The sequence below is a fragment of the Nocardiopsis akebiae genome (genome assembly GCF_018316795.1).
Lineage (GTDB): Bacteria > Actinomycetota > Actinomycetes > Streptosporangiales > Streptosporangiaceae > Nocardiopsis > Nocardiopsis dassonvillei.
On sequence record NZ_CP074132.1, the window covers coordinates 857,303 to 878,874 of the forward strand.

The window sequence follows — 21,572 nt, forward strand, 5'->3', positions numbered from 1 at the left end:
CGGGCGCGGCAGCGCCTGCCGAGCAGTTCGAAAGGCTAAACGAGCACACCGGGCCGCTACAGCTGACCCTTACGGGCTGAGACGGCCGAGACCACGGCCCCGGCGCACTCGGCCGGGTCCTGATGCTCCCAGAAGCGCAGCACCAGCCACCCGGCCTCCTCCAGCCTTGCGTCGGTGTCGCGGTCGCGGCCCTTGTTGTCCGCGATCTTGTCCTCCCAGTAGCCGGGGTTGGTCTTCGGGGCGACGAAGTGGTCGGGGCAGCCGTGCCAGAAGCACCCGTCCACGAACACCGCCACCTTGGCGGGGCGGAAGAGCAGGTCGGCTGTGCGCCTCATCCTCGGCAGGGGTTTGGCCGCGACCCGGTAGCGCAGCCCGGCGGCGTGCACCAGGCGCCGGATGGCGAGCTCGGGCTTGGTGTCGCGGCTGCGGTTGGCGCGCATGCTCCGCCGGTTGCCGGGGGAGGAAGCCCACGACCCTTCAGGGGCTTCCCACCCACCCGCTGCTTTCCCGGTCATACCTCGGGCAGCAGGGGCGCGTATTCGACCGGGCCGCCCTCCTCCGCCGGGCGCCACCAGGCCCCGTCGATGAAGGCCCGGGGCTTGTCCTGCGGGGCGCTGCCAGCGCGCACGACCCGCGCGGAGACGAACCCCCCGGGGCCGGGCTCGGGCGATGAGAGGACGGTGGCAATCTGACAGTGCGTTCTGTAGTGGCCCAGGATGATGATGCCCTCCGATCGCAGGCTGGATCGGGAACCGCCGTTGCCGCGGACCCTCTTCATGTACTCCTCTTACTTGACCACGGTAGCCACGACAGCGTGGCGGACGGGTAGGACTTGTGCCCGGCGGAACAGTTCGTCCACGCGCTGGAGGCCGGTCTCCACCAGGGTGCCGAAGTGGGTCTCGGCCACGGATAGGCCATCCACGTCGGTCCGGTAAAAACCTCCGGTCAACAGGGCGGTCACCGTGACAGACTCAAACCATCCCCGGAACTCAGACCAGGGATGACCAGCGACGAAAGGTAAGGAATGTTGTGACAGGGGACATCGGAGACGATCTCGGGCAGCGTGTCGTCGCTGCCGTCAGCGCCGCGTTCAACGTGGCCTGCACGGTCGAGCAGGCGGTGGTCCGACCCTCCCAGCGCGAGGGTGTGGACTACCAGGTCAACGCCGCGATGGCGCTGGCCAAGACCCTGCGACGACGCTCCCGCGAGGTCGCCGACGAGATCGTCGCCCACCTCGACCTGGGCGACATGGCCCAGAGTGTGGAGGTCGCCGGACCCGGGTTCATCAACATCACCCTCTCCGACACCTGGCTGCAAGAGCGCGCCGCGGCTCTGGCCGCCGATCCCCGGCTCGGTTACCAGCCCGGAGCCCCGCGACGCGTCATCATCGACTACTCCTCGCCGAACATGGCCAAGGAAATGCACGTCGGCCACCTGCGCTCCACCATCATCGGTGACGCGCTGGTCCGCTTCATGGAGTTCGCCGGACACGAGGTGATCCGCCAGAACCACCTCGGGGACTGGGGAACGCCGTTCGGCATGCTCGTGGAGCACCTGGTCGACGAGGGCCTGGACGAGCAGCACTTCAGCATCAGCGACCTCAACGTCTTCTACAAGCAGGCGCGGGAGAAGTTCGACAACGTCGAGGGGTTCGCCGACCGGGCCCGCGCCCGCGTGGTCGCCCTCCAGGCCGGTGACCCCGACACCCTGGCCCTGTGGGAGCGGCTGCTCACCGAGTCCAAGCACCACATCGAAGCCGTCTACGACCTGCTCGGCGTCAAGCTCACCCCCGACGACTACAAGGGCGAGAGCTCCTACCAGCCCTGGCTCAACGACGTCGCCGACGAACTCACCCGCCGGGGTCTGGCCCAAGTCAGCGAAGGCGCCCTGTGCGTGTTCCTCGACGGCTTCACCGGCCGCGAGGGCAACCCGTTGCCGCTGATCGTGCGCAAACGCGACGGCGGGTTCGGCTACGACGCCACCGACCTGGCCACCATCCGCTACCGCGCCCAGGACCTCAAGGGCGACCACCTCATCTACGTGGTCGGCTCTCCGCAGGCCCAGCACTTCGCGCTCATCTTCGCCGCCGCACGCAAGGCCGAGTGGATCAGCGCGGAGACCGCCACCACCCACGTGGGGTTCGGCAGCGTCCTGGGTGAGGACGGCCGGATCCTGCGCACCCGCGCCGGCGCCTCTCTCAAACTCACCGACCTGCTGAACGAGGGCGTGGAGCGGGCCGCCGCTATCGTCGCCGACCGCACCGACCTGACCGAGGCGGAGCGCGGCGAGATCGCCCGCGCGGTGGGGATCGGCGCCATCAAGTACGCAGACCTGTCCACCGACCGGGTCAAGGACTACCAGTTCGACTGGGACCGGATGCTGGCCATGGACGGCAACACCGCCGTCTACCTCCAGTACGCGCTGGCGCGCATCCGCTCCATCATGCGCCGTGCCGATCAGGTGCCCGCGTTGGGTGCTGCGGTGGTCCTGACCGAGCAGGCCGAGCGCGACCTGGTGTTGGCGCTGTCGCGCTTCCCCGGCGCGGTGCAGGCGGCCCTGAACCACCTCCAGCCGCACCGGTTGGCCACGTACCTGTTCGAGCTGGCCACGCAGTTCAGTTCGTTCTACGAGAACTGTCCGGTGCTCAAATCCGAGGGGCAGGTCCGTAAGTCCCGGCTCGTGTTGGCCGCGCATACCGCGGCCGTGCTGGAACGGGGCCTGGACCTCCTCGGTATCGAGGCGCCCCAGCGGCTGTAGCGCGAACAGGGCGGATGCGGTCGCCGCATCCGCCCTGCCGTGTGATGGGACGCGCTGGGCCTCATCCGCGCCAGTCGAGGACCTTGGTTACCACGTGGAGCCTCCGGTTGAGTGCGGTGGCTCTCGCGATCCGGGAGTGCGAGCAGCGTAGGACTTGAGCTGTTGGCTCGACCGGCACAGCACTGCGCTCCTCCCCAGCCATAAGCACCAGTGGCTCAACGGTGAGCTTGCCTAATGCAGGTCCGCATGAGAAGGCACCTACGTTCTCATCGTCAGGTCGACTCCGGTCTTTTCTGCGGGCCGCCCACACCCTCATAACCGCCCGACGCTTGACCTCTCACGTGGGGGTCAACGCCATCGCCTCTGCCTTCTGCTGTCTCCACCAGGTCGCGATGCAAGCCACCTACGCGAACTGGTCTGCCAACGCGTGGGCGTGGAGGGCGTACGGGTGCCGATGGCTGCGGAGGTGGCGTTCTTTGCTCCTAAGGCAGATGTCGATGTGGGTTGAGTCCTCGGCGAGATAGGGGATCGGCGGTTGTTCTGGTGGGCTCCAGCGGTCATGAGAGCATGCTGTGAGGTGAAGTTAGCGTTGGGGCGGTGCTTTTCGCGGGATGGTCGAGGTTGGTCATTTCTGGCCTGGCTCGTAGGTCTCGTGGAGATAACGCCCCGCGTTGTTGCAGGTCGTTAAGTGAGCCCCGCGCACGCGGGGATGGACCGCTCGAAGCGGAGGTTCTCCAGCCTGCCGGGATGTGAGCCCCGTGCACGCGGGGATGGACCGTTGGCCAGGGTCGCGGCCGGGTCGCCGAACACGCGAGCCCCGCGCACGCAGGGGTGGACCGCTGACGGCGGAACTCGCCGTCGATTCGCTGGAGCGAGCCCCGCGCACGCGGGGGTGGACCGATACGGTGGCGCGAGCCGGAGCCACACCGGACGTGAGCCCCGCGCACGCGGGGGTGGACCGGGCAAGAAGTGAGCCCCCGCCGTGAGTTCGACGTGTCCCGCACGACCATCCGCCGCGCGCTCGCGGTCCGAGGACGTCGGCGTGGTGCGGGTGGATCGGGTGCGGGGCCGTGTGGTCGGCGCGGGCCCGGTGCGCACCGGGCCTCTGCGCGTTGAGATCGCCGATAGGGTCCGTGCATGCATCGCTGAGGGCATCGTCCTACCCGCCCGGCTCCACACTGTCGCCTGAGAACGCCTTAGCAGGCTCGGAAGGGGCGTCTAGGTCTACGGTGCGGGCGGCACTCCAGATCTTGGAGAGTGAGGGTCTGGTAGTCGCAAAGCAGGGGCGCGGGCGGGTAGTGGCCACTTCCGGTCACCGCTGACTGCCTTACCCGCAGCGGACACGAGGCGCGGGAAGATGCCCTCACATGGCGCCAGAAAGGCGCCCGATCAAGGGGTGGCATGGAGCTCTATGAACACGAGGTCCTCGTCTGGGATCTCGATAAGGATGTCGACTTCCCTTATCCACTGGCCGAGCAGGTGAGCAAGTGGCATCCGGGCTTCATCGACCGAACAGAAGCGCACGCAGAGATCAAGCGCGCGGTCGACACTCTGGTCTCTGAGGAGGGGACTCCGTTCGTGATTGCCGAACGCCGTGTCGTTGACGGCAGAGACGTGTGGAAGTTGACGCCGGAGGCGGGCAAGAAGGTGTTCAAGGCGTTGGGGATGCCGGGGGCTTGAGCCTGGCGGGGCGCCCGTGCGGGTCGGGCGCCCTGTCGCTTCTCGTTGCGGTTGCGTGGGATGACTACGCTGCCGCGCTCGAAGTCCTCGCATGAGGGACGTATCGCTCCTCCTTGCGGGGCCTTGGCTAGGCTGCGCATCTTCCGGTGCCATGACCGCATTCCGGTCCGCTTCCACACGCCGTTGACGATCCTGTGCCACATGCGCTTCACGCCTCCCATTCATTCTTCCACCTGGGTCTGCGCCGGTACGCGTTGGCGAGCAGGGTGATGGCCGTCCCCAGCCCGCGGTTTTCTACGTCGGGCGTCATCGGCCCGTTGCTCTCGGCGTAGAACCGGACAGCGGACTCGTACTCATCGAGCACGGTCCTTTTCGCTTCCACGTCTGCGAGGATCGCCGCCGGGTTGAATCGCTCCACGTACTGTGCGTGCTCGGGGGTGGGGAGCGCGAAGTCGTCAGCGGTCCCCATGACCGCACGGCCCTTGTGAGCCCCGCGCACGCGGGGATGGACCGGCGCTGGAGCCCACGAGCTGGAACGCGGCGGCGTGAGTCCCGCGCACGCGGGATGGACCGGCGCTCGGTCAGCCGGTGGGCGGTGTCGGCCAGTGAGCCCCGCGCACGTGGGGATGGACCGGCGGCGCACGTCGCCTTGGGTGGTCATGGCCAGTGAGCCCTGCGCAGGCGGGGATGGACCCTCGATCCTGGTCGACGTGTACTGACCTGAGAGGTTAGATACACGGGAGGCGGGAGGGCCGCCAGGACCGGATATGAGGTTGCCCAGGGACGGGTCGCCGTGGATTACCCCGGCGGGAGGCTCGAACTCCAGGTCCTGGACCTGGGTCTCTAATTGGTCGGTGCGTTTGGTAGGGCCGAGTCCGTAGGAGCCGACGCGGCCACGGCAGCCTCCGCAGTCAGGGTCGCGCACAGAGGGTGGTCCTCCGGCATCGCCTTACAGAACAGGGAACGGTCGCTGGCGGTCGTCAGCAGAGACGCCACGGCCGGGGTGTATCCCCCGCTCTGGGAGCGCTCGCTGACGATCTCCTCGCCGAGGGCTCGGGCGACCTTCTCGCGTGCGGCTGCGGGAAGGTCGCCCCACCGGGGCCGGGATGGGCTCACGGGGACAGCGGACGGGGCGCGGCCTCGTCCAATGCCTGGGCCACCAGATCGAATCCGGCGGTGGCCAACCGTTTGTACACGCCCTTGCCCTTGCCAGCGACGTGTACGGTTTCCACCACATATCCCTGAGCCCGTAGCCGGTCGGCGTGTTCGGCGATCTGTGTCAGGCCCTGGTCAGAGCGCCAGAGCAGCGCCACACGCTGCTCCCTCTGCTCGGAGGCAGGGGTAAGGACCTCGGCCAGGCGCTCGAAGCCGATACTGAACCCGCAGGCGGGGGTCGGCTGGCCGCCGATCCGCCCGATCATTTCGTCGTATCGGCCGCCACCGGCGATGGAGGAGCCTAGACCGGGCGCGGCCACCTCGAAGATCGGCCCGGTGTAGTAGCCCATCCCACGGACCAGGGACAGGTCCATCACCAGCCGCGCCTTGGGCGCTGTCTCAGGCAGAACCACGGCGGAAGCGATCGTACGTAGCTCCTCCAACGGTTCCCCGTCCATCCCCGAGGGCAGCACCTGGGCGAGCTGATCGGGTGTGGTCGCTGCCTCGGCCTGGGCGAGAACCTTCGCCAGGGTGGTGATCGCGGACTGGGAGTGTCCCGCTTCGGCGAGTTCGCGCTCGATCCCCTCCACGCCGATCTTGTCGAGCTTGTCCACCACGATCAGCGTGTGCGCGTGAGTCTCGTCCGCGAACCCGCACGCGGTCAACAGCCCGGTGAGCAGACGGCGGTGGTTGAGCCGGATCGTGAACTCCTCCAGCCCCACCGCGGCCAGAGCGCGGCTACCCGCGCTGAGCAGTTCGATCTCCGCCAGGAGCGAGGCCTCACCGAGGATGTCGATGTCGCACTGGGTGAACTGCCGATACCTGCCCCGTTGGGGGCGCTCAGCGCGCCACACCGGTCCGATCTGCACCGCGCGGAACGGAGAGGGCAGCTCGGGGGCATTGGTGGCGTAGAAGCGCGCCAGCGGCACCGTCAGGTCGAACCGCAGACCAGCGTCCGCAAGGGACGCCACGTCGGTGGCTTCGTTCAGAGAGATGCCCCGGCGCAGGGTCTTGAAGATCAGCTTCTCGTTGTCGCCGCCCTGCCCGGACTCCAGGAAACGCAGGTCCTCCAGCGCGGGGGTCTGGATCGGCCGGTACCCGAACCGGGAGAACTCATGATGGATGGTGGCCTCCAGCCGTTGACGCCGCTCTGCGGCATCGGGCAGGACATCGCGCATACCCCGCACGGGGGACGGGCGTTGGGCCACGATCGCTCTCCTCAGAAATGGTGTGGTCTACGGCGACTGCCGAAGCCCAACCTAACCGGACTCCCGAACGTTTGGGGAGAACTCGGGGACCTGGGCGGGCGGAAACTTCATGCCGATGGCCACGCGGTTGGGTTGTTCCGTGCAGAGGGGGTAACTGGGTGTCTTGTCTGGACCTGGAGCCGGTGACCACCGCTCTCCGTGGCGGTGACCATCTGGTGTCCTGCGGTTGCGGGTCAATTCGGCCACAGCTGGGAGACAGGCCGGTGAGAGAGCCGGTGGACGCCGCACACGCAGGTTCATCGGAAACCCCCACGCGCGGGAGCACGGCTGGTTAGCCTGCCAGCGTGACGACCTCCGACACCTCTGCCTCCGCTTCGGACACCGACCGCGTTGATGAGCTGCGCGAACGCATGATCATTCGCCTGCGAGCCATCAACGCCCTGCACTCCGAACCAGTCACCAGAGCGGTGCGCACCGTGCCCCGCCACGCCTTCGCTCCGGAGTTTCCTCTGGAGGAGGTCTACGACCCGGAGACGGTACTGCGCACCCGCTTCACCGACGACGGCACCGCCACCAGCTCGGTCTCAGCGACCTGGGTGCAGACCCTGATGCTGGAACGCGCCCGACTCCGCCCCGGCATGCGGGTGCTGGAGGTCGGATCGGGCGGCTACAACGCCGCACTGGCCGCTGAGGTCGTCGGACCCGCCGGATCGGTGACCTCCATCGATATCGACCCCGCGGTCATCGACCGCGCCCGCACCCACCTGACCCAGGCCGGATACGCCGACCGCGTGGAGCTGGTCGTCGGCGACGCCGAACACGGCCACCCCAGCGGCGCACCCTACGACCGGATCATCGTCACGGCCGCCGCCACCGACCTACCCCCGGCCTGGACCGAGCAGCTCGTCGACGGCGGACGCCTCGTGCTCCCCCTGGGGGTGCGGGGCTTCCAGCGCGTCTACGCCTTCACCCGCCACGGCGCGCTGCTGCTGGGCGAAACCGGCAACCACGCGGGGTTCGTGCCGATGCAGGGTCTGGGAGTTCCCGCTCTCACCACTGTGCCGGTCACCGACACGGTCGAGCTGACCACTGACGCCGTCCCTGTGCCTGCACCCGAAGCCCTGCCCGAAGTGTTCGCCCTCCCCGCGCACGAACAGTTCACCGGGGTCCGTATCGCTGGCATGGAACCCTTCGGAACCCTGCAGATGTGGATGGCCACCGGGCTGCCGAACTTCGCCACCCTGACCGGTGCCGCCGACGATTTCCGCTACCGACCTATGAACCGGGCCCTGCTTCCGGCGATGTGGGACGGGTCCTCACTGGCCTACCTGCTGCTCCCCGCGGTACCCGATGCCTCCGCCACATACGAGTTCGTGGTCTGCGGGCACGGTCCCGACGCCGCCGACATGGCCGCCACCATGGCCGACCACGTCCGTCGCTGGAACCGCGACCACCGCGGCGGGCCCGGCCCTCGGTTCCTGGCCCACCCCGCCTTCCCGTCTGCGAACGGGGTGATTCGCACCCGCCACACCCGTCTGCTGGCTCTGTGGGACCAGAGCGAGGAGGACCACGGTCTGAACTGGCCTGCTGACCCCGGCAAGTGAGCTTCGTGCGGGTGGGCGCACGCGCCCACCCGCACGGTTTCCCCGATAGGGAAGGGACTCGCACCGAGCTCCGCGCACGCGGAGGTGAACCGGCGTTGGGGTACCGGCGTGTGCGGAGTTGGCCCCGGGCGTCAAAACTCCTGGAGGTCTTCCCTCCGCATCTGGCGCCCCTGCGGCTGGCTTCGGCCCGTCAGGCGTTGAGCCGCTCCAGCGCCGCGCGCAGTCGCTCCAGCGTGCGCTCGCGGCCCAGCAGTTCCAGCGACTCGAACAGCGGCAGGCCAACCGTGCGGCCGGTGACCGCGACCCGCACCGGCGCCTGAGCCTTGCCGAGCTTGAGCCCTTGAGCGGCCCTGGCCTGCTCAAGGGCTCCCTTCAAGGACTCGGCGTCCCAAGTCAGGGACTCATCGGAGAAGGCGGTGATCGAGGCGGTGAGCATCTCCGCGCCGATCCCGGGCTTCATGGCCTTGGCCCAGCTCTTTTCATCGAAGACGGGCATGTCCAGGAACAGGAAGTCCACGTTCGGCACGATCTCGCTGAGCACCGCCACCCGGCTCTGCGCCAACGGGGCGATCGTGGCGAAGACGCCCGGGTCGAAGTCCTCACGCCGCCACGGCACGTCCTCACCCTCCAGGTATGGGGCGCAGCGCTTGACGAACTCGTCCACGTCCAGGGCGCGGATGTAGTCGCCGTTGAAGGCGCGCAGCTTCTTCTCATCGAAGAAGGCGGGCGAGGAGTTCACATCCGACAGCGCGAAGAGCGGAATCATCTCCTCGATCGGCATGATCTCGCGGTCCTCACCCGGCGCCCACCCCAGCAGCATCAGGTAGTTGACCATGGCCTCAGGGAGGAAGCCCTCGGCCTGGTAGGACTCCATGGCGACCTTGTCGCGGCGCTTGGACAGCTTCTGGCGCTTCTCGTTGACCAGCACCGGGGCGTGCGCCCACACCGGCGGCGTGTGCCCGAGCGCCTCCCACAAAAGCTGCTGCTTGGGAGTGTTGGACAGGTGCTCCTCACCGCGGATGACGTGGGTGATGCCCATCTCGACGTCGTCGACCACGTTGGCCAGCACGAATAGGGCGGTGCCGTCGGCGCGGGCGATGACGAAGTCCTCCAGGGCCTCGTGCGGGAACTCCACCCGCCCCCGGATCTGGTCCTCCACAACCGTGGGCCCGCCCTCGGGAATCCGGAAGCGTAGAGCACGCCCGGGTCCAGCCTCCAGGCCGCGGTCGCGGCAGAACCCGTCGTAGCCCAGGTTGGGGTTGTCGCGCCGGGCCTGGACCTGTTCGCGGGTGCAGTCGCAGTAGTAGGCCAGCCCTTCTTTGCGCAGGCGCTGGGCGGCTTCGGTGTGCTGGTCGGCGTAATCGGTCTGGGAGTAGGGGCCCTCGTACTGGGTGGCGTCCACGCCCAGCCAGGCCATGGCGGCCAGGATGCCCTCGGTCCATTCGGGACGGGAGCGGGCGGCGTCGGTGTCCTCGATCCGCAGCACCATGGTGCCGCCGGATTGTCGTGCGACCACCCAGTTCAGCAGCAGGGACCGGGCGTTGCCCACGTGGAACATGCCGGTCGGGGAGGGAGCGAACCTGGTGCGGATCGAGGTGTCAGTCACGGCCCAGAGCCTAGCGTGAAGCCTTGGCGCCACAGGGCTGAAGCACGTATTCGCCCCGTTGGCCAAGGCAGGGTTGTCTACGCGGAGACAAGGACGCCGCGTGGGTGCTCGCCCCTCAGTTCACCGGCCAGGGCGCCCGCGTGGAAGGCGTCCCATTCCGCCTTGGTGTAGGTCAGGGCGGGGGAATTGGGGATGGCGGTGTCGGTGAGGGCGAAGCCGCCGTCGGGGAGGAACGTGGCGTGCAGGCGTCTGAAGACGGTCCTGCCACTCACGACCTGGTCGAGGAAGTACTCCCAGTCGGCGTGAGGAACGGTGAGCGTGGGCCCGGCGGGGTTCTTGGTGTCACCGACCTCGATCGCGCCCACATACGGGACCCTGACCTGGACACACCCTTGAGGGTTGGTGCTGAGACTCGACTTCACCCATGCCGTAGGCAGAACCTGGTCTTCCTGGGAGGGGCGACTCACTTCAGCTCCTTGAGGGTTTTGGCGAGGTAGTCCCTGGTGTCTTCGGGACTCAGCGCGATCTCTTCCAGTCGCTTCAGCAGGAGCTTACAGCGGCGTACTTCGCGTGGTTTGAGCAGGAAGCTGTTGCCCGTGCTGCCCTCCGCGTGGGCGACCGGGGGCTGGTCCTGGAACTCCAGGAGGGCGACGTTCCCGTTCAAGCCGACGTGTGCCCCCAGCGAGAAGGGGAGCACCTGGATGCTGATGTGGGGCTTCGCCTGTTCCTCGATCAGGTGCTGGATCTGCTCGTGCATCACCTCGGTGCCACCGATCGGCCTCATGAGGGCCGCTTCCTCCATCACTACCGACAGGCGTAGAGGCGGTTCGCGGTCGAAGAGCTCCTTGCGGCGCATCCGGACGTCGACCAGGAGGTCGATGTCCTCCGGAGGCTTGCCGAAGGTAGCTCCATGAAGAACCGCGCTGGCGTACGCCCGGGTCTCCAGCAGGCCATGGACGAGCGTGGTCTCGTAGGCGTGCACGGACACAGCGTCGAGCTCAAGACCGATATAGGTGTCGAACCGGGGAGGTAGGACCTCGTCGTAGGCCTCCCACCAACCGGCTTCGGAAGCGTCGTCCAAGAGTCGGTGTAGTGACTCCCTCTCACCGCTCTCTTCCACCCTGAACAGGTCCAGGAGCTTGTCGAGCTGTTCGGCGTCAGGGACGAGGCTTCCGCCCTCGAACTTGCTGATCGTAGAAGGCGCGCATCCGATGTCCGAGGCGACGCGAGCGCCGGTCAGCTTCCCGTCCGAACGCAGTTTGCGCAGGTGGGCGCCGAGCTTGCGGCGCGCTGCAGCCGGGCTGCGCTGAGCTTCCACGTCGTTCCTCTCATCCCGTTCTCGCGGCTCCGATGACCGGTGGGCACGCCCACTCACCATAAGTCTTGGGCCCCCTCAGATATGCCCAGATCCTTCCGGGCACTTGCCAGGAAAGTTCCGGGAATGCATTATGAGATCAGTGAGCGTTTGGTTGATCGCCCTCAGTGATGGGTGCCGGGCGGAAGCTCGCCGCCGGTGATGGACGTCGCCTGGGGAAACCAGGTGTGTAAGACGCCGCCCGGCATGCAGGTTCACGCCGGAGCGAGATCAGTACCTTCCGCGCCGGGCGCCAGTCCATCCCTTCTCTTGGAAGGTCACGATGAGCAGCTTTGACATACCGCGGCAGCGGAGGACGCAAGACGAGGACAGCAGCCCAGCTATGGGAGGAAGCGGTCTACCCCGACGGGTGTCCAGCGGCAACCGAGGCGTGAGAGTGGCGATCTTCGGCCCGTTGCCCTCACAGGTGCGGCAGATGCGCGCTTGGTGTCGTAACGGCGTATCCGTGGACCCGCTTCGCGCTCTGCGCATCGAGTTGGTGGCCAGCGAGCTGGCGACCAACGCGCTGACTCACTCGGCGTCAGGCCAGGCGTGCGGGCACATTCGGGTGGAGATGGAGTCGCTGCCCGGCCGACTCGTCCGTATCGCGGTCACCGACGACGGACCGCGCCCGGGGCACACCGTCTGCCTGCCGCGCCTGTCATCGGAGGTCGACGCTCTGGCGGCGTGCGGACGGGGTCTTCGTCTCGTGGATTGTTTGTCCGTGGAGTGGGGCTGGAACGGTGAGCCCGGTACGCCCCTGACGGTGTGGGCGCACATCGACCCCTACGCGCCCGTCCCTGACCCCGACGAAGCCGTCGCGGCCTGAGTAGCCCGGCATGGCGTGGGACCGAAGCCAGGACGCCACCCAGTACGAGGCCGCCCGCCTGCTGGAACAACTCCACGAACGCTGGTGGGTGCTTTGGGGACCGGCTTCGCGCCGCTTCTTCGCCTTCCACCTCGGCCCGCATCGTGTTCCGCCGCTGAGCGCGGCCACACCGCAGCTGCTGGACGCGGCCATCCGCGCCACCGAGCGCGAACTTCGATCCCTTCGACCGTGAGCGGGAAGCGCAACCCCACCCGGGGCCAATGACACCCGCGCACACAACAGAAAACGAGGTGCCCCGACCGGTGCGTAGGACCACCGGACCGGGGCGCGATCAACCACCTGACCTAACCAGGAGGAAGACCGTGGAACACCCTATCGGCAGGCACCGCAGGCCTCGCCAGAGTCTGGCCGGGCGCGTGTGGTCGCTGACCGCCGCCGTGTTGGCCATCGCCCTGGCCTACGTGTTCGTCCCCCAGAGCCACCGACGCCCCGGGCCGGAGCGGACCGCGATCACGCCGTCGCCCCACCGTCGAGAACTGCCGCCCGCGCTCGTACCCGCTGAGCGACGCCCTGTTCAGGAGCTGACAGGCCTCCCCGGCGACCAGGTGCGGCGCACGAGGACGACCCAGACCTTCCCGCATGGGCAGAGCGACCGCCACACACAGGCACCCCGACCTCGTTCCGGAAACGAGGCTGCTCCCTCCACGCTCGATTCCGCTGGCACGCTGGTCCGCCCCTACATGCCGCCGCTGCCACGAGTCCCGGTCGGTGACCTGCTGGCCGAACCCGTGAAGGAGCAGCCCGACGACTTCGCGGACCTGGCCGCCGTCATCCGCGTCTACCTCGACAGGGTCGGGTGAGCACCATGACGACGACCCTCACTCCTGCCCCGGCTCCGGAACCGATGCCGTCCCCGCCCCGGCGGGCATCGACCTGGTGGGAGCACCGCGCCTACCGCTCGGACCTGGCCCGGGCCCGTCAGGTCCGCGCCGACCTGCGCGCCGATCTGGCGGGGTTCGATCCCGACCTGGTGGACACCGTGCTGCTGTGTGCGGCGGAACTGGCCGCCAACGCCGTCAAGTACGCACCCGAGGGCCGGGAGTTCCTGCGGGCCCTCGCCCTCCTGGACGAACGCACGCTGTGGCTGGCCGTGGTGGACGAAGGAGGCGGCACCGGCCTTCCCCGAATCCCGCACGACCGGTCGGAGGACGAGTGGTCGTGGGCCGATGGGCAGCGCGGCCTGATGCTCGTCGACTCCCTCGCCCAGGCATGGGGTCACTACCCGGTGGGACCTGGCAGCGCCCGTCTGGGCCTCGGAGTCTGGGCGACCTTTCCGGTGTCACCCGGCGAACGCCCCCTCGGGCTTCCGGGGTTCGTGATGAACAGCTGACCAGGCTCTGAACCTGAGTCGCAGTGGGCGGCGTCTGTCACGGGCGCCGCCCACCGTCATGTATGGAAGCCGTATTACTGGTGATGCTGGCCGACTGGAGAGTGTTTCCGCAGGTAGACGAGTTGGACATCGAAGAGGCGTGAGCTTACCGACAGTTTTTCTCCGAAGGTTCGTCCGTAACCACTTGTGCGCAGGCCAGATGAGGGGCTAACTTCATCTCTGTCACGGAGAGTGACAAGAAAATTACTCCAGGGAGCCCTCTGTGGTGCGTGGATTCCTGTTGTCCCTGTCAGGCGTGCTGCTCCTGACAGGGTGTACCGCGGAAGCGGACGAGGCAGCCGAACCGGTCGTTCAATCCTCAGCCATTCCGTCTGGAACGGAAGCTCCGGAGAAGTCACCGGAAGAAGAGGCCGTCGACACCTACCTGCGGTTCTGGGACGCGATCGTTCTCGCCTCCGCAGAAAAGGACCCGAACCATCCGGACCTGGAGAAGTACGCCGTCGACCAGGCGCTCGAACTGGCGCAGCGGGGCGTCCGGGGAGTCGCAGAAGCCGGTTACGGCATGGAGGGCGAACCGGTTCTCGCCCCCGAGGTGGTCTCTGCCGAACCCGAGGGAGAACCGACCAGCATCGTCCTAAGGGACTGCAAGGGCGCCGGGGACTGGAAGGTCGTCGGAGAGGAAGCACCCCGTACGGACAACGTGCGGGTGGACGCCCGTGTGAACCGCGACGTCTTCGACTGGTGGGTCGTCGAGATGCAGATCTGGGAGGCCGAGACATGCTGACCTCGGCCAACGCTCTGGTTCTCAGTGCTCTGCTCCCCTTGTTCGTGGGCATGGCGCCGACCGACCCCCTCCCGAAGGGGCCGGACTTCGAAGGTGACGTCGCCTGCCACGGAAGTAGTTGCTCCGCCTTCGCCGGATCCGGGCAGCACAGTGGTGGCTCCTCAGGCGGTGCACCTCGACCCGACAGCGGCGCAACCGCCGTGCTCTCCGCCGAGGACCCGTGCGTGGAGATGGACCAGGCGGAACCGGGCTGGACCTGCGTCGCCTCGACCAGGTCCGGCCTCGGCGGCGGGGAAACCGTCAACCCGCGCGAGGCCGCTGAGCAGGCGCGGGCCTCCATGAGTCTGCCCGCGCCCGCCCTGGCCTCCTCGCCTGCCGAGGACACGGTCGTGCACTTCCCGGTATGGCTGTGGGTGGACGGCGCCGACTGGGAACCGGTCAGCGCTACCGCCTCCGTCTCCGCGGGCTCGGTCACCGTGACCGCCGTGCCGCAGCAGCTCCGCTGGGACATGGGCGACGGAACGGTGCTCTACTGCGACGGACCCGGGACCGTGTTCGACCCCGCGCGCCACGACTCCCAGAAGCCCTCGCCCGACTGCGGCCACGCCTACACCCGCACATCCCGTAACCAGCCCGACAGCCGCTTCCCGGTCAACGCCACGGTGTCCTGGACGGTGGAGTGGACCACCAGCGCGGGCGGCGGAGGCACCCTCGACCCGTTGACGACCAGCGCCTCCGACAGCGTCCGCGTGCGCGAGGTCCACGCGCTGGTCACCGACGGCTGAGCACGGCAGGGACCTCGACGCACCAGGGACGGGAGCACAGGGCGTGACGACGTTGACCAAACCCCACTCAGGCGACCGGAAGACCGGGAAATCCCGGCTGTCCGCCGTCCGACGCCGTGGCTGGAAGCGGCCCTTCGCCGGGATCGCCGCCATGGTCCTGGGCGGCGTCGTCGCCGCCTGGGCCGCTACCCGCGAGGAGGAGCCCGCGACGGTCCTGGTCGCCGTCAACGACGTGGAGGCCGGTGACGGTCTCGACATCGCCGACCTCCGGGTCGTGTCCGCGTTCGGTGTGGAGGAGCTGGACCTGGTCACGGTTCCCGAGGCCCTGCGCGGCCGGGCTGCGGCACCGATTCCGGCCGGAACCGTGCTCACCGGCCCGATGATCGCCGACACCTCCTCCTGGCCCGCGCCGGGACAGGCGGTGGTCGCGGTGGAGACCAGGCCGGGGATGCTGCCGGAGTCCGCGGGCAAGGGCGCGCTGCTGCTGGTGATCGCCGAGGAGGGCGACCCCTTCCACGCCCGCCTGCACTCGTCGGGGGACGAGGAGGCACCCGCGGACGCGCGGGTCGTGGAGCTGCTGGTGGTGGACGAGGACGCGGCCGGGGTGGCCCGGGCCGTGGACGAGCCGGGCACGCGCCTGGTGCTCATGGCCGAGCCGTAGGACGACAGAGCAAGACGCAAGGGGGAGACCATGATCATCGCGGTGTGTTCGTTCTCGGGAGCTCCGGGGGTCACAACCCTGGCGACCGCCTTGGCGGCGGTGTGGCCCACGGGCCCGCTCACCGTTCCGGTACTGGTGGAGGCCGACGCCAGCGGCGGTGACCTGGCCGTGTGGCACCGGCTCGTCGGCCGACCCGGGCTGGTCTCGCTCGCGGCATCGGTCCGGGCCGCCTCCGACCCGGACGGTGAGCAGGGATCCCGGCGCGCCCTGCTGGCGCACGCCGTCGAACTCCCCGGAGGGCTGCGGGCCCTGGCTGCGCCGACCACGGCGCACGAGGCCTCCGCCGTGGTGACCGCGCTCGCCCACCGCGCCCGCGTCCTGCGGGGCGGGCTGACCGTTCTGGACCTGGGCCGGGTGGCCCCGGGGAGCGCGGGCGCGCATCTGCTCACCCTGTCCGACGCCGTGGTGCTGACCGTCGCGGGAGACGACGCCGCGCAGATCCACCGCGTCTCGCGCTGCCGTGACGTCCTGGAGTCCCTGGCCGGCAAAGGCGCCGCGGTCGGCCTGGCGGTGCACGGCTCCCGCTTCTCCGCCGGTGAGATCACCGCCCAGACCGGCTGCCGGGTGTGGGCCCAACTGCCGCACGACCCGACCGGCGCGGCTTTCCTGCGCGGAGAGGACTCCCGCCCGCGGAGTCTGCGCGAACGCGTGGCCGCCTGGTCGCACACCCGCCACAACCCCGACGGCGTCGAGTGGATGCCGCTCCTGGCCGCAGCCCGCGGCCTGGCCGACCGGGTCGACGACCTGGTGGACGCCGCCGCGACCCTGCGCCGCTTCGAGGAGGCGTTCGCCGCGTGAGCGTCTCCGACACCTCCCGCGTGGCCGCCCCGAGCGGCCACCGCGTCGCACCGCACCTGGCCGAGACCGCCGCCCGGCTGGCCGACCGCGTCACCGACACCCTGGTCCGCCAGGAAGCCGACGCCCCGGCGCGCGACGGCCACCGCGCCCGGCGCGAACGCGCGGACGCGCTGCTCGCCGCCCTGCTGGAGGAGTACGCCTGCCGCGCCCTCACCGGAGCCGCCCGCGCCCTGACCGGCCCCGAGGAGGAGTGGGTCCGCGCCCGGGCCCTGGCCCAGGTCTGCGGACTCGGTCCCCTCGAACTCCTGCTCGGCGAACCCGGCGTGCGCGACATCCACATCAACGGCACCCGCGTCTGGGTCGACCTCGGCGACGGCCGCCGCGAGGAACGCGCGCCCGTCACCTCCACCGACGAGGAACTCGTCGCCCTCGTCCGGCGCCTGGCCGGACAGGCCCCCGGCGGAGAACGGCGCTTCGACGCCTCCGCGCCCCTGCTGAGCATGGAACTCACCGGCGGCGCGCGCCTGTCCGCCGTCATGGGCGTCTCCCGGCGCCCGGCCGTCACCATCCGCCGCCACCCCGAACGCGAACTCACCCTGTCCGACCTCACCGCCTCGGGCATGCTCACCCGCCCCGTGCGCTCCCTGCTCACCGCGGCCGTGCGCGCCCGGCTCAACCTCGTCATCGGCGGCGCCACCGGCTCGGGAAAGACCACACTGCTGCGCGCCCTGGCCCGCCACATCCCGCCCGTCGAACGCGTCATCACCGTCGAGGACGCCTTCGAGCTCAGGCTGGACGCCGACGAGGACCTCAACTGCCTCGCCCTCCAGGGCAGGCCGCCCAACACCGAGGGCGCCGGGGAGATCACCCTGGCCGACCTGGTCCGCCACGCGCTGCGCATGTCCCCGGACCGGGTCATCGTCGGCGAGACCCGCGGGCAGGAGACTGTCGCGCTCCTGCACGCCATGACCATGGGCACCGACGGTTGCATGGCCACCGTGCACGCCTCCTCCTCGGCGCAGATCCTCACCAAGCTCGCCACCTACGCCAACCAGGCCAGCGAACGCCTGACCCTGGAGGAGAGCGGCGTCCTCATCTCCTCCGCCGTCCACTTGGCCGTGCACATCGACACCGACGAGCACGGCGGCGGCCGTGTCAGCAGCATCCGCGAGATCGTCGGCGTCGACGGGCCCCGGGTGGTCACCAACGAGGTCTACGCCCGCGAACACGGCGGGTTCACCACCCCGCTGAGCCCGCAGTACACCCGCAAGCTCGCCCGCGTCGGCTTCGACCCGGCCAGCCTGTTCGAGGACGCGCGGTGACCACCGTCCTGGCCGCCAGCCTGGGCGGCGCCGCGGTCGGCCTGGGCCTGGTGCTGCTCTGGCCCGCGCTCACCGCCGCCCCCGGGTTCCTGCGCTCGCGGGTCAGCGTGCGCCGCGACACTGTGTTCCGGGCGGTCGCCGCCCTCGGCTCGGGCATGCTCGCCTGGGGCGTCACCGGCTGGCCCGTTGCCGCGGCCCTGGCCGCCGCTGCCGCCTTGTGGCTGCCCGCCGTCCTGGGACCCGACCGGGCCACCGCCGCCGAGATCGCCCGCATCGAGGCCGTCGCGGGCTGGACCGAACAGCTGCGCGACCTCATCACCGCCTCCTCCGGGCTCCGCCAGGCCATCTGGACCTCCTGTGCCATCGCACCCGAGGCCGTGCGCGGCGACGTGCAGGGCCTGGCCGCGGACCTGACCGCGGGCAACGACCTGGAGGACGCCCTCACCGCCTTCGCCCACCGCGTCGACAACGAGACCGCCGACCTGGTGGCCGCCGCGCTGTCCATGGCCGCCCACCGGCACGCCGCCGACCTGGGCACCCTCCTGGGCAGCCTGGCCGAAGCGGCGCGCGACCGCGCGTCCATGCTCGTGCGCACCTCCACCTCCCGGGCACGCACCCGCACCTCCGTCCGCATCATCACCGCCGCCTCCCTCGCCATGGTCATCGGCATGGCCGCCCTCAACGGCCCCTACTTCGCCCCGCTCGGCTCGACCACCGGCCAACTCGTGCTCGCACTAGTCGGAACCGTGTGGGCGACAGCGCTGTGGTGGCTGACCCGCCTGTCCGCCCCGCCGCGCACCGAACGCGTGCTGTCCGTCCACGATCAGGAGGAACGCGTATGAGCGTGTTCGCGGCGGCCCTGGGCGGGGCCGCGGTGGGAGCCGGACTGTGGTGGACGGCGCGGGTGCTGAGTCGCCCCGATCTGGCCGACCTCCTTCCGCCGCCGGACCTGGAACAGGAAGGGGTTCAGCGGAGGGAAGGGGAACGCGCGTGGGGGCGGGCGGGGCAGAGGAAGGGAACAGGGGCCACCGGGATCGTGGGTGCCGCCGCGAACGCAGCGCGGGCCGGAGGGGGAGTGCTGGCCCGGTTCGGCTGGCCCGGCCCCCGAACCCGGCGCGACCTGGCCGTGTGCGGCATCGACACCGACCGCCACGGAGCCGAGACGACCGTGTCCGCGTTCGCCGGAGCCACCCTGTTCCTGTCCCTGCTGGCCACCGCCGTGCCGCCCGCGTCACCGATGCCGCTCACCGCCGCACTGGGGCTCGGCACGTCCTGCCTGGGGTTGAGTCTGGTCGCGCCCGGACTCGTGCTCCGCCACAGGGCGGCCCGGAGCCGCGCCCGGCTGGGCGCGGTCACCTCGGTCATCGCCGACCTCGTCGGAGTCGCCTTGGCCGGAGGATCGGGGGTCACCGGAGCTCTCACTTCCGCCACCCGGCGCGGGAACGGGCCGGCCTTCGACCTGATCCGGCGCTGCCTGCACGAGGCCAACCTGCGCACCCGACCACCCTGGGACGCCCTCTCCGATCTCGCAGAGCGGACCGGCGTACGCGAACTGGACGAACTCGCCTCCTCCATCCGCATCGCCGGAACCGACGGCGCCCGGGTGCGCGCCTCGGTCTGCGCCAAGGCCGCCGCCCTGCGCACCCACCGCCTCGCCGCTCTGGAAGCGCAGGCACACGAGGCCACCGAACGGATGACCCTGCCGGTCATGCTGCTGGTGCTCGGCTTCCTGCTGCTCATGGGATACCCCGCCGTCACGCACGTGACCAGCGGGTTCTGAGCAAAGGCCCGATATCCGAGACGCGCCAGCCGTTCGCTGTCCACCATTCGCCGTCCGCCGTCCGCCGTCCGTCGTCCGCTTTCAGCGGGCGTCCAGTCACCGACCACCGAACGCCAGCCACCTGCCAGCGGCCACCACCGGCACACAGACACCGGCCCGCAGGCACCGGCCACCCAGAAAAGGGGCAACCACATGCGCCAGGCCCTGCGCCGCGCCCTCCCCGCACTCGTCCTCGGCACGCGCCGCCACGGTCGCGCAGCGGACCGGGGTTCGACCACCACCGAGTACGTGCTCATGCTCGTCGTCGCCATCGGCATCGCCACGGCGGTCGGCGGCATCCTCACCCCGAGGATCATCGAGAGCGCCCAGTCCGTCGACCTGGGCGTCACACCGTGAGGAACCGGCCGAGGCGGGACGGCAGGGGCGGTCGGGGCCGCTCGGACGCCTGGAAGCACCGGGCTGTCTGGGGTAGTCGGGACCATCGGGAGTTCTGGAACCCCAGGGGTGCCCGTGGAGGCCGGGACGACAGAGGCGGCGCGGACACCCTGTTCGTCATCCCGCTGATGTTCCTGATGCTGCTGGGCATCCTGCAGTACGGCCTCTGGACGCACGCCCACCACCGCGCCCAGGCCGTGGCCACCGAGGCGCTCGCCGCGGCACGGGCCTTCGGCAGCAGCGCCGGAGAGGGACGAGCACGGGGACACGCCATGGCCGAGGACATGGGCGGCACCATCCTGCGGGACGTCCAAGTCCGGGTGGAACGGGGCGACGCCACCACCAGCACCAGCGTGGACGGCACCGCGATCAGCCTGGTCCCCGGCTGGAACCCGTCCGTCAGCACGACCCTGTCCGGACCCACGGAGCACGTCGACGGAGCGGCCCGGTGACAGCGCCTCGTGAGCGGGTTCGGGACCGGGATTCGGGGCGGCAGCCGGGCCGGGATCGAGACCTGAAGCGGGAACGGGACCGGGGGAGTGCGTCGGTCGAACTGGTCCTCATCGTCCCCGTCGTACTGGCCTTCCTCCTTCTGCTCGCCCTGACCGGCCGCAACTACACCGCGGCACTGGCAGCCGACGCCCTCGCCCACGCCGCCGCCCGCTCCGCCTCCCTGCACACCGACCGAAACGAGGCCCGAAACGCCGCTGAGCAGGCCGTCGCCGCGAGCGTGGGCGGCTGGGGACGCGCCTGCCAGGAACCCGCCGTGCGGTTGCGACCGACCACCGAAGGGAACCTGCGCGCGATGCGGGCCGAGGTCGAGTGCACCGTGCACCGCGACGACCTGCGGATCCTGGAGGTCAGCGAACGGCGCACCGTCACCGGGACCGCCGTCTCCGTCCTGGACGTCCACCGAGAGCAGGAGCCCTGATGGGCGGAGGCAGCCCGAGCGCGTTCGTTGTCGCCATCGCCGCGACCCTCCTGGCCTGCCTCGGCCTGGTCCACGACGGCGCCCAGATGCTTCGCGCCAAGACCCGGACCACCACCCTCGCCCACGAGGCCGCCCGGGCCGGAGCCCAGCACCTGGACGCTGACCTGCTGCGCACCGGCACCCTCGCCCTCGACCGCGACGAGGCGCGCGGCGCGGCCCGGGACCACGCCCGGCTCGCGAGCGCGGGTGCGGGGGCGAACGCGCAGGCTGGCACGAACGCGGCCGCGGCCGTGGACGTGGTTGTCAGCGCCGACGAAGTCACGGTCACCGTCACGACCACCTACCGCCCGACCGTGCTCGCGGTGCTCGGAGAGGTCGAGATCGCCTCCCGCGCCACCGCGACCGCGCACACCCCGACCCCCTGAGACGCCGA

At 69.9% G+C, this 21,572-nt stretch carries 26 protein-coding genes and 1 CRISPR repeat array; of the genes, 19 read left to right on the top strand and 7 right to left on the bottom strand.

The annotated features are described in order from the left end of the window. Window positions 1-56: 56 nt before the first annotated feature. Both KGD83_RS03645 and KGD83_RS03650 read right to left on the bottom strand, forming a co-directional pair. Window positions 57-515, bottom strand: coding sequence for a very short patch repair endonuclease (locus KGD83_RS03645; protein ID WP_256448844.1), 459 nt, complete (start codon window positions 513-515; stop codon window positions 57-59). Further along, window positions 512-778, bottom strand: a complete 267-nt coding sequence (locus KGD83_RS03650) for a NaeI family type II restriction endonuclease (RefSeq protein ID WP_212642516.1) — start codon at window positions 776-778, stop codon at window positions 512-514. The genes KGD83_RS03645 and KGD83_RS03650 overlap by 4 nt, the downstream gene beginning before the upstream one ends. A 251-nt stretch (window positions 779-1,029) precedes the next feature. On the opposite strand from KGD83_RS03650, the gene argS reads away from it, so the two are divergent. From argS to KGD83_RS03665, 3 genes are all read left to right on the top strand, one after another. Further along, the gene (gene argS, locus KGD83_RS03655) at window positions 1,030-2,757 is read left to right on the top strand and encodes an arginine--tRNA ligase (protein ID WP_212642517.1); all 1,728 of its coding nucleotides are present in this window, start codon (window positions 1,030-1,032) and stop codon (window positions 2,755-2,757) included. Between the two features lie 690 nt (window positions 2,758-3,447). Then, window positions 3,448-3,718: a CRISPR direct-repeat array (repeat unit 27 nt; unit sequence GAGCCCCGCGCACGCGGGGGTGGACCG). A gap of 172 nt (window positions 3,719-3,890) precedes the next feature. Continuing rightward, on the top strand, window positions 3,891-4,079 hold the full coding sequence (locus tag KGD83_RS29205) for a winged helix-turn-helix domain-containing protein (RefSeq protein WP_212642518.1): 189 nt from the start codon (window positions 3,891-3,893) through the stop codon (window positions 4,077-4,079). 79 nt (window positions 4,080-4,158) lie between these two features. Then, window positions 4,159-4,437: a hypothetical protein gene (locus KGD83_RS03665; RefSeq protein WP_212642519.1), complete on the top strand. Its 279-nt coding sequence runs from the start codon at window positions 4,159-4,161 to the stop codon at window positions 4,435-4,437. Window positions 4,438-4,645: 208 nt separating this feature from the next. On the opposite strand, the gene KGD83_RS28930 is transcribed toward KGD83_RS03665, so the two are convergent. Further along, on the bottom strand, window positions 4,646-5,098 hold the full coding sequence (locus KGD83_RS28930; protein ID WP_256448845.1) for a DUF6221 family protein: 453 nt from the start codon (window positions 5,096-5,098) through the stop codon (window positions 4,646-4,648). A 451-nt stretch (window positions 5,099-5,549) separates the two neighbouring features. Further along, complete coding sequence (gene hisS / locus KGD83_RS03675; protein WP_212642521.1) at window positions 5,550-6,800, bottom strand: histidine--tRNA ligase; 1,251 nt, start codon at window positions 6,798-6,800, stop codon at window positions 5,550-5,552. Window positions 6,801-7,144: 344 nt separating this feature from the next. Here hisS and fxlM point away from each other — a divergent pair, with 344 nt between their 5' ends. Then, entirely contained in the window at window positions 7,145-8,404 is a 1,260-nt protein-coding gene (gene fxlM, locus KGD83_RS03680) for a methyltransferase, FxLD system (protein ID WP_212642522.1), read from the top strand. A gap of 190 nt (window positions 8,405-8,594) precedes the next feature. Here the strand turns inward: fxlM and gltX are convergent, their stop codons facing one another. From gltX to KGD83_RS03695, 3 genes are all read right to left on the bottom strand, one after another. Continuing rightward, window positions 8,595-10,010 carry a glutamate--tRNA ligase gene (gene gltX / locus KGD83_RS03685; RefSeq protein ID WP_212642523.1) on the bottom strand — a complete coding sequence of 472 codons (1,416 nt, stop codon included), beginning with the start codon at window positions 10,008-10,010 and terminating at the stop codon, window positions 8,595-8,597. A gap of 77 nt (window positions 10,011-10,087) precedes the next feature. Beyond that, the gene (locus KGD83_RS03690; protein ID WP_249352115.1) at window positions 10,088-10,477 is read right to left on the bottom strand and encodes a DUF397 domain-containing protein; all 390 of its coding nucleotides are present in this window, start codon (window positions 10,475-10,477) and stop codon (window positions 10,088-10,090) included. Then, window positions 10,474-11,328 (bottom strand): helix-turn-helix domain-containing protein, encoded by an 855-nt coding sequence (locus KGD83_RS03695; protein WP_212642524.1) that lies wholly within the window; start codon window positions 11,326-11,328, stop codon window positions 10,474-10,476. Before KGD83_RS03695 ends, KGD83_RS03690 begins: the two co-directional genes overlap by 4 nt. A gap of 472 nt (window positions 11,329-11,800) precedes the next feature. On the opposite strand from KGD83_RS03695, the gene KGD83_RS03700 reads away from it, so the two are divergent. The 15 genes from KGD83_RS03700 (at window position 11,801) to KGD83_RS03770 (ending at window position 21,564) form a co-directional block, all read left to right on the top strand. Beyond that, window positions 11,801-12,193, top strand: a complete 393-nt coding sequence (locus KGD83_RS03700; RefSeq protein ID WP_378667362.1) for an ATP-binding protein — start codon at window positions 11,801-11,803, stop codon at window positions 12,191-12,193. Window positions 12,194-12,203: 10 nt separating this feature from the next. Beyond that, window positions 12,204-12,425: a hypothetical protein gene (locus KGD83_RS03705; RefSeq protein ID WP_212642526.1), complete on the top strand. Its 222-nt coding sequence runs from the start codon at window positions 12,204-12,206 to the stop codon at window positions 12,423-12,425. Between the two features lie 130 nt (window positions 12,426-12,555). After that, window positions 12,556-13,053, top strand: coding sequence for a hypothetical protein (locus tag KGD83_RS03710; protein WP_212642527.1), 498 nt, complete (start codon window positions 12,556-12,558; stop codon window positions 13,051-13,053). A 5-nt stretch (window positions 13,054-13,058) separates the two neighbouring features. Beyond that, window positions 13,059-13,583 carry an ATP-binding protein gene (locus KGD83_RS03715; RefSeq protein WP_249352117.1) on the top strand — a complete coding sequence of 175 codons (525 nt, stop codon included), beginning with the start codon at window positions 13,059-13,061 and terminating at the stop codon, window positions 13,581-13,583. Window positions 13,584-13,878: 295 nt separating this feature from the next. Next, on the top strand, window positions 13,879-14,367 hold the full coding sequence (locus KGD83_RS03720; RefSeq protein ID WP_249352119.1) for a hypothetical protein: 489 nt from the start codon (window positions 13,879-13,881) through the stop codon (window positions 14,365-14,367). Window positions 14,368-14,597: 230 nt separating this feature from the next. Next, a complete protein-coding gene (locus KGD83_RS03725; RefSeq protein WP_249352388.1) occupies window positions 14,598-15,152 on the top strand; it encodes a hypothetical protein in 555 nt (184 codons plus the stop codon). 43 nt (window positions 15,153-15,195) lie between these two features. After that, window positions 15,196-15,813, top strand: a complete 618-nt coding sequence (locus KGD83_RS03730; RefSeq protein WP_212642530.1) for an SAF domain-containing protein — start codon at window positions 15,196-15,198, stop codon at window positions 15,811-15,813. Between the two features lie 30 nt (window positions 15,814-15,843). Then, window positions 15,844-16,671: a hypothetical protein gene (locus tag KGD83_RS03735; protein WP_212642531.1), complete on the top strand. Its 828-nt coding sequence runs from the start codon at window positions 15,844-15,846 to the stop codon at window positions 16,669-16,671. Continuing rightward, complete coding sequence (locus KGD83_RS03740; protein WP_212642532.1) at window positions 16,668-17,993, top strand: CpaF family protein; 1,326 nt, start codon at window positions 16,668-16,670, stop codon at window positions 17,991-17,993. The genes KGD83_RS03735 and KGD83_RS03740 overlap by 4 nt, the downstream gene beginning before the upstream one ends. Then, the gene (locus tag KGD83_RS03745) at window positions 17,990-18,835 is read left to right on the top strand and encodes a type II secretion system F family protein (RefSeq protein ID WP_212642533.1); all 846 of its coding nucleotides are present in this window, start codon (window positions 17,990-17,992) and stop codon (window positions 18,833-18,835) included. Before KGD83_RS03740 ends, KGD83_RS03745 begins: the two co-directional genes overlap by 4 nt. Continuing rightward, the gene (locus KGD83_RS03750) at window positions 18,832-19,773 is read left to right on the top strand and encodes a type II secretion system F family protein (RefSeq protein WP_212642534.1); all 942 of its coding nucleotides are present in this window, start codon (window positions 18,832-18,834) and stop codon (window positions 19,771-19,773) included. The genes KGD83_RS03745 and KGD83_RS03750 overlap by 4 nt, the downstream gene beginning before the upstream one ends. Window positions 19,774-19,965: 192 nt before the next feature. Beyond that, complete coding sequence (locus KGD83_RS03755; RefSeq protein ID WP_212642535.1) at window positions 19,966-20,169, top strand: hypothetical protein; 204 nt, start codon at window positions 19,966-19,968, stop codon at window positions 20,167-20,169. A 149-nt stretch (window positions 20,170-20,318) separates the two neighbouring features. After that, window positions 20,319-20,660 (top strand): TadE family protein, encoded by a 342-nt coding sequence (locus KGD83_RS03760; protein ID WP_256448860.1) that lies wholly within the window; start codon window positions 20,319-20,321, stop codon window positions 20,658-20,660. After that, complete coding sequence (locus KGD83_RS03765; protein ID WP_249352121.1) at window positions 20,657-21,139, top strand: TadE/TadG family type IV pilus assembly protein; 483 nt, start codon at window positions 20,657-20,659, stop codon at window positions 21,137-21,139. Before KGD83_RS03760 ends, KGD83_RS03765 begins: the two co-directional genes overlap by 4 nt. Then, the gene (locus tag KGD83_RS03770; RefSeq protein WP_212642537.1) at window positions 21,139-21,564 is read left to right on the top strand and encodes a pilus assembly protein TadG-related protein; all 426 of its coding nucleotides are present in this window, start codon (window positions 21,139-21,141) and stop codon (window positions 21,562-21,564) included. The genes KGD83_RS03765 and KGD83_RS03770 overlap by 1 nt, the downstream gene beginning before the upstream one ends. Window positions 21,565-21,572 lie beyond the last annotated feature (8 nt).

Coding starts and splice junctions, on each gene's coding strand:
- KGD83_RS03645 (WP_256448844.1), bottom strand. CDS start 515: ATGACCGGGAAAGCAGCGGGTGGGTGGGAAGCCCCTGAAGGGTCGTGG.
- KGD83_RS03650 (WP_212642516.1), bottom strand. CDS start 778: ATGAAGAGGGTCCGCGGCAACGGCGGTTCCCGATCCAGCCTGCGATCG.
- KGD83_RS03665 (WP_212642519.1), top strand. CDS start 4,159: ATGGAGCTCTATGAACACGAGGTCCTCGTCTGGGATCTCGATAAGGAT.
- KGD83_RS28930 (WP_256448845.1), bottom strand. CDS start 5,098: ATGACCACCCAAGGCGACGTGCGCCGCCGGTCCATCCCCACGTGCGCG.
- KGD83_RS03700 (WP_378667362.1), top strand. CDS start 11,801: ATGCGCGCTTGGTGTCGTAACGGCGTATCCGTGGACCCGCTTCGCGCT.
- KGD83_RS03705 (WP_212642526.1), top strand. CDS start 12,204: ATGGCGTGGGACCGAAGCCAGGACGCCACCCAGTACGAGGCCGCCCGC.
- KGD83_RS03715 (WP_249352117.1), top strand. CDS start 13,059: ATGACGACGACCCTCACTCCTGCCCCGGCTCCGGAACCGATGCCGTCC.
- KGD83_RS03725 (WP_249352388.1), top strand. CDS start 14,598: ATGGACCAGGCGGAACCGGGCTGGACCTGCGTCGCCTCGACCAGGTCC.
- KGD83_RS03735 (WP_212642531.1), top strand. CDS start 15,844: ATGATCATCGCGGTGTGTTCGTTCTCGGGAGCTCCGGGGGTCACAACC.
- KGD83_RS03750 (WP_212642534.1), top strand. CDS start 18,832: ATGAGCGTGTTCGCGGCGGCCCTGGGCGGGGCCGCGGTGGGAGCCGGA.
- KGD83_RS03755 (WP_212642535.1), top strand. CDS start 19,966: ATGCGCCAGGCCCTGCGCCGCGCCCTCCCCGCACTCGTCCTCGGCACG.
- KGD83_RS03770 (WP_212642537.1), top strand. CDS start 21,139: ATGGGCGGAGGCAGCCCGAGCGCGTTCGTTGTCGCCATCGCCGCGACC.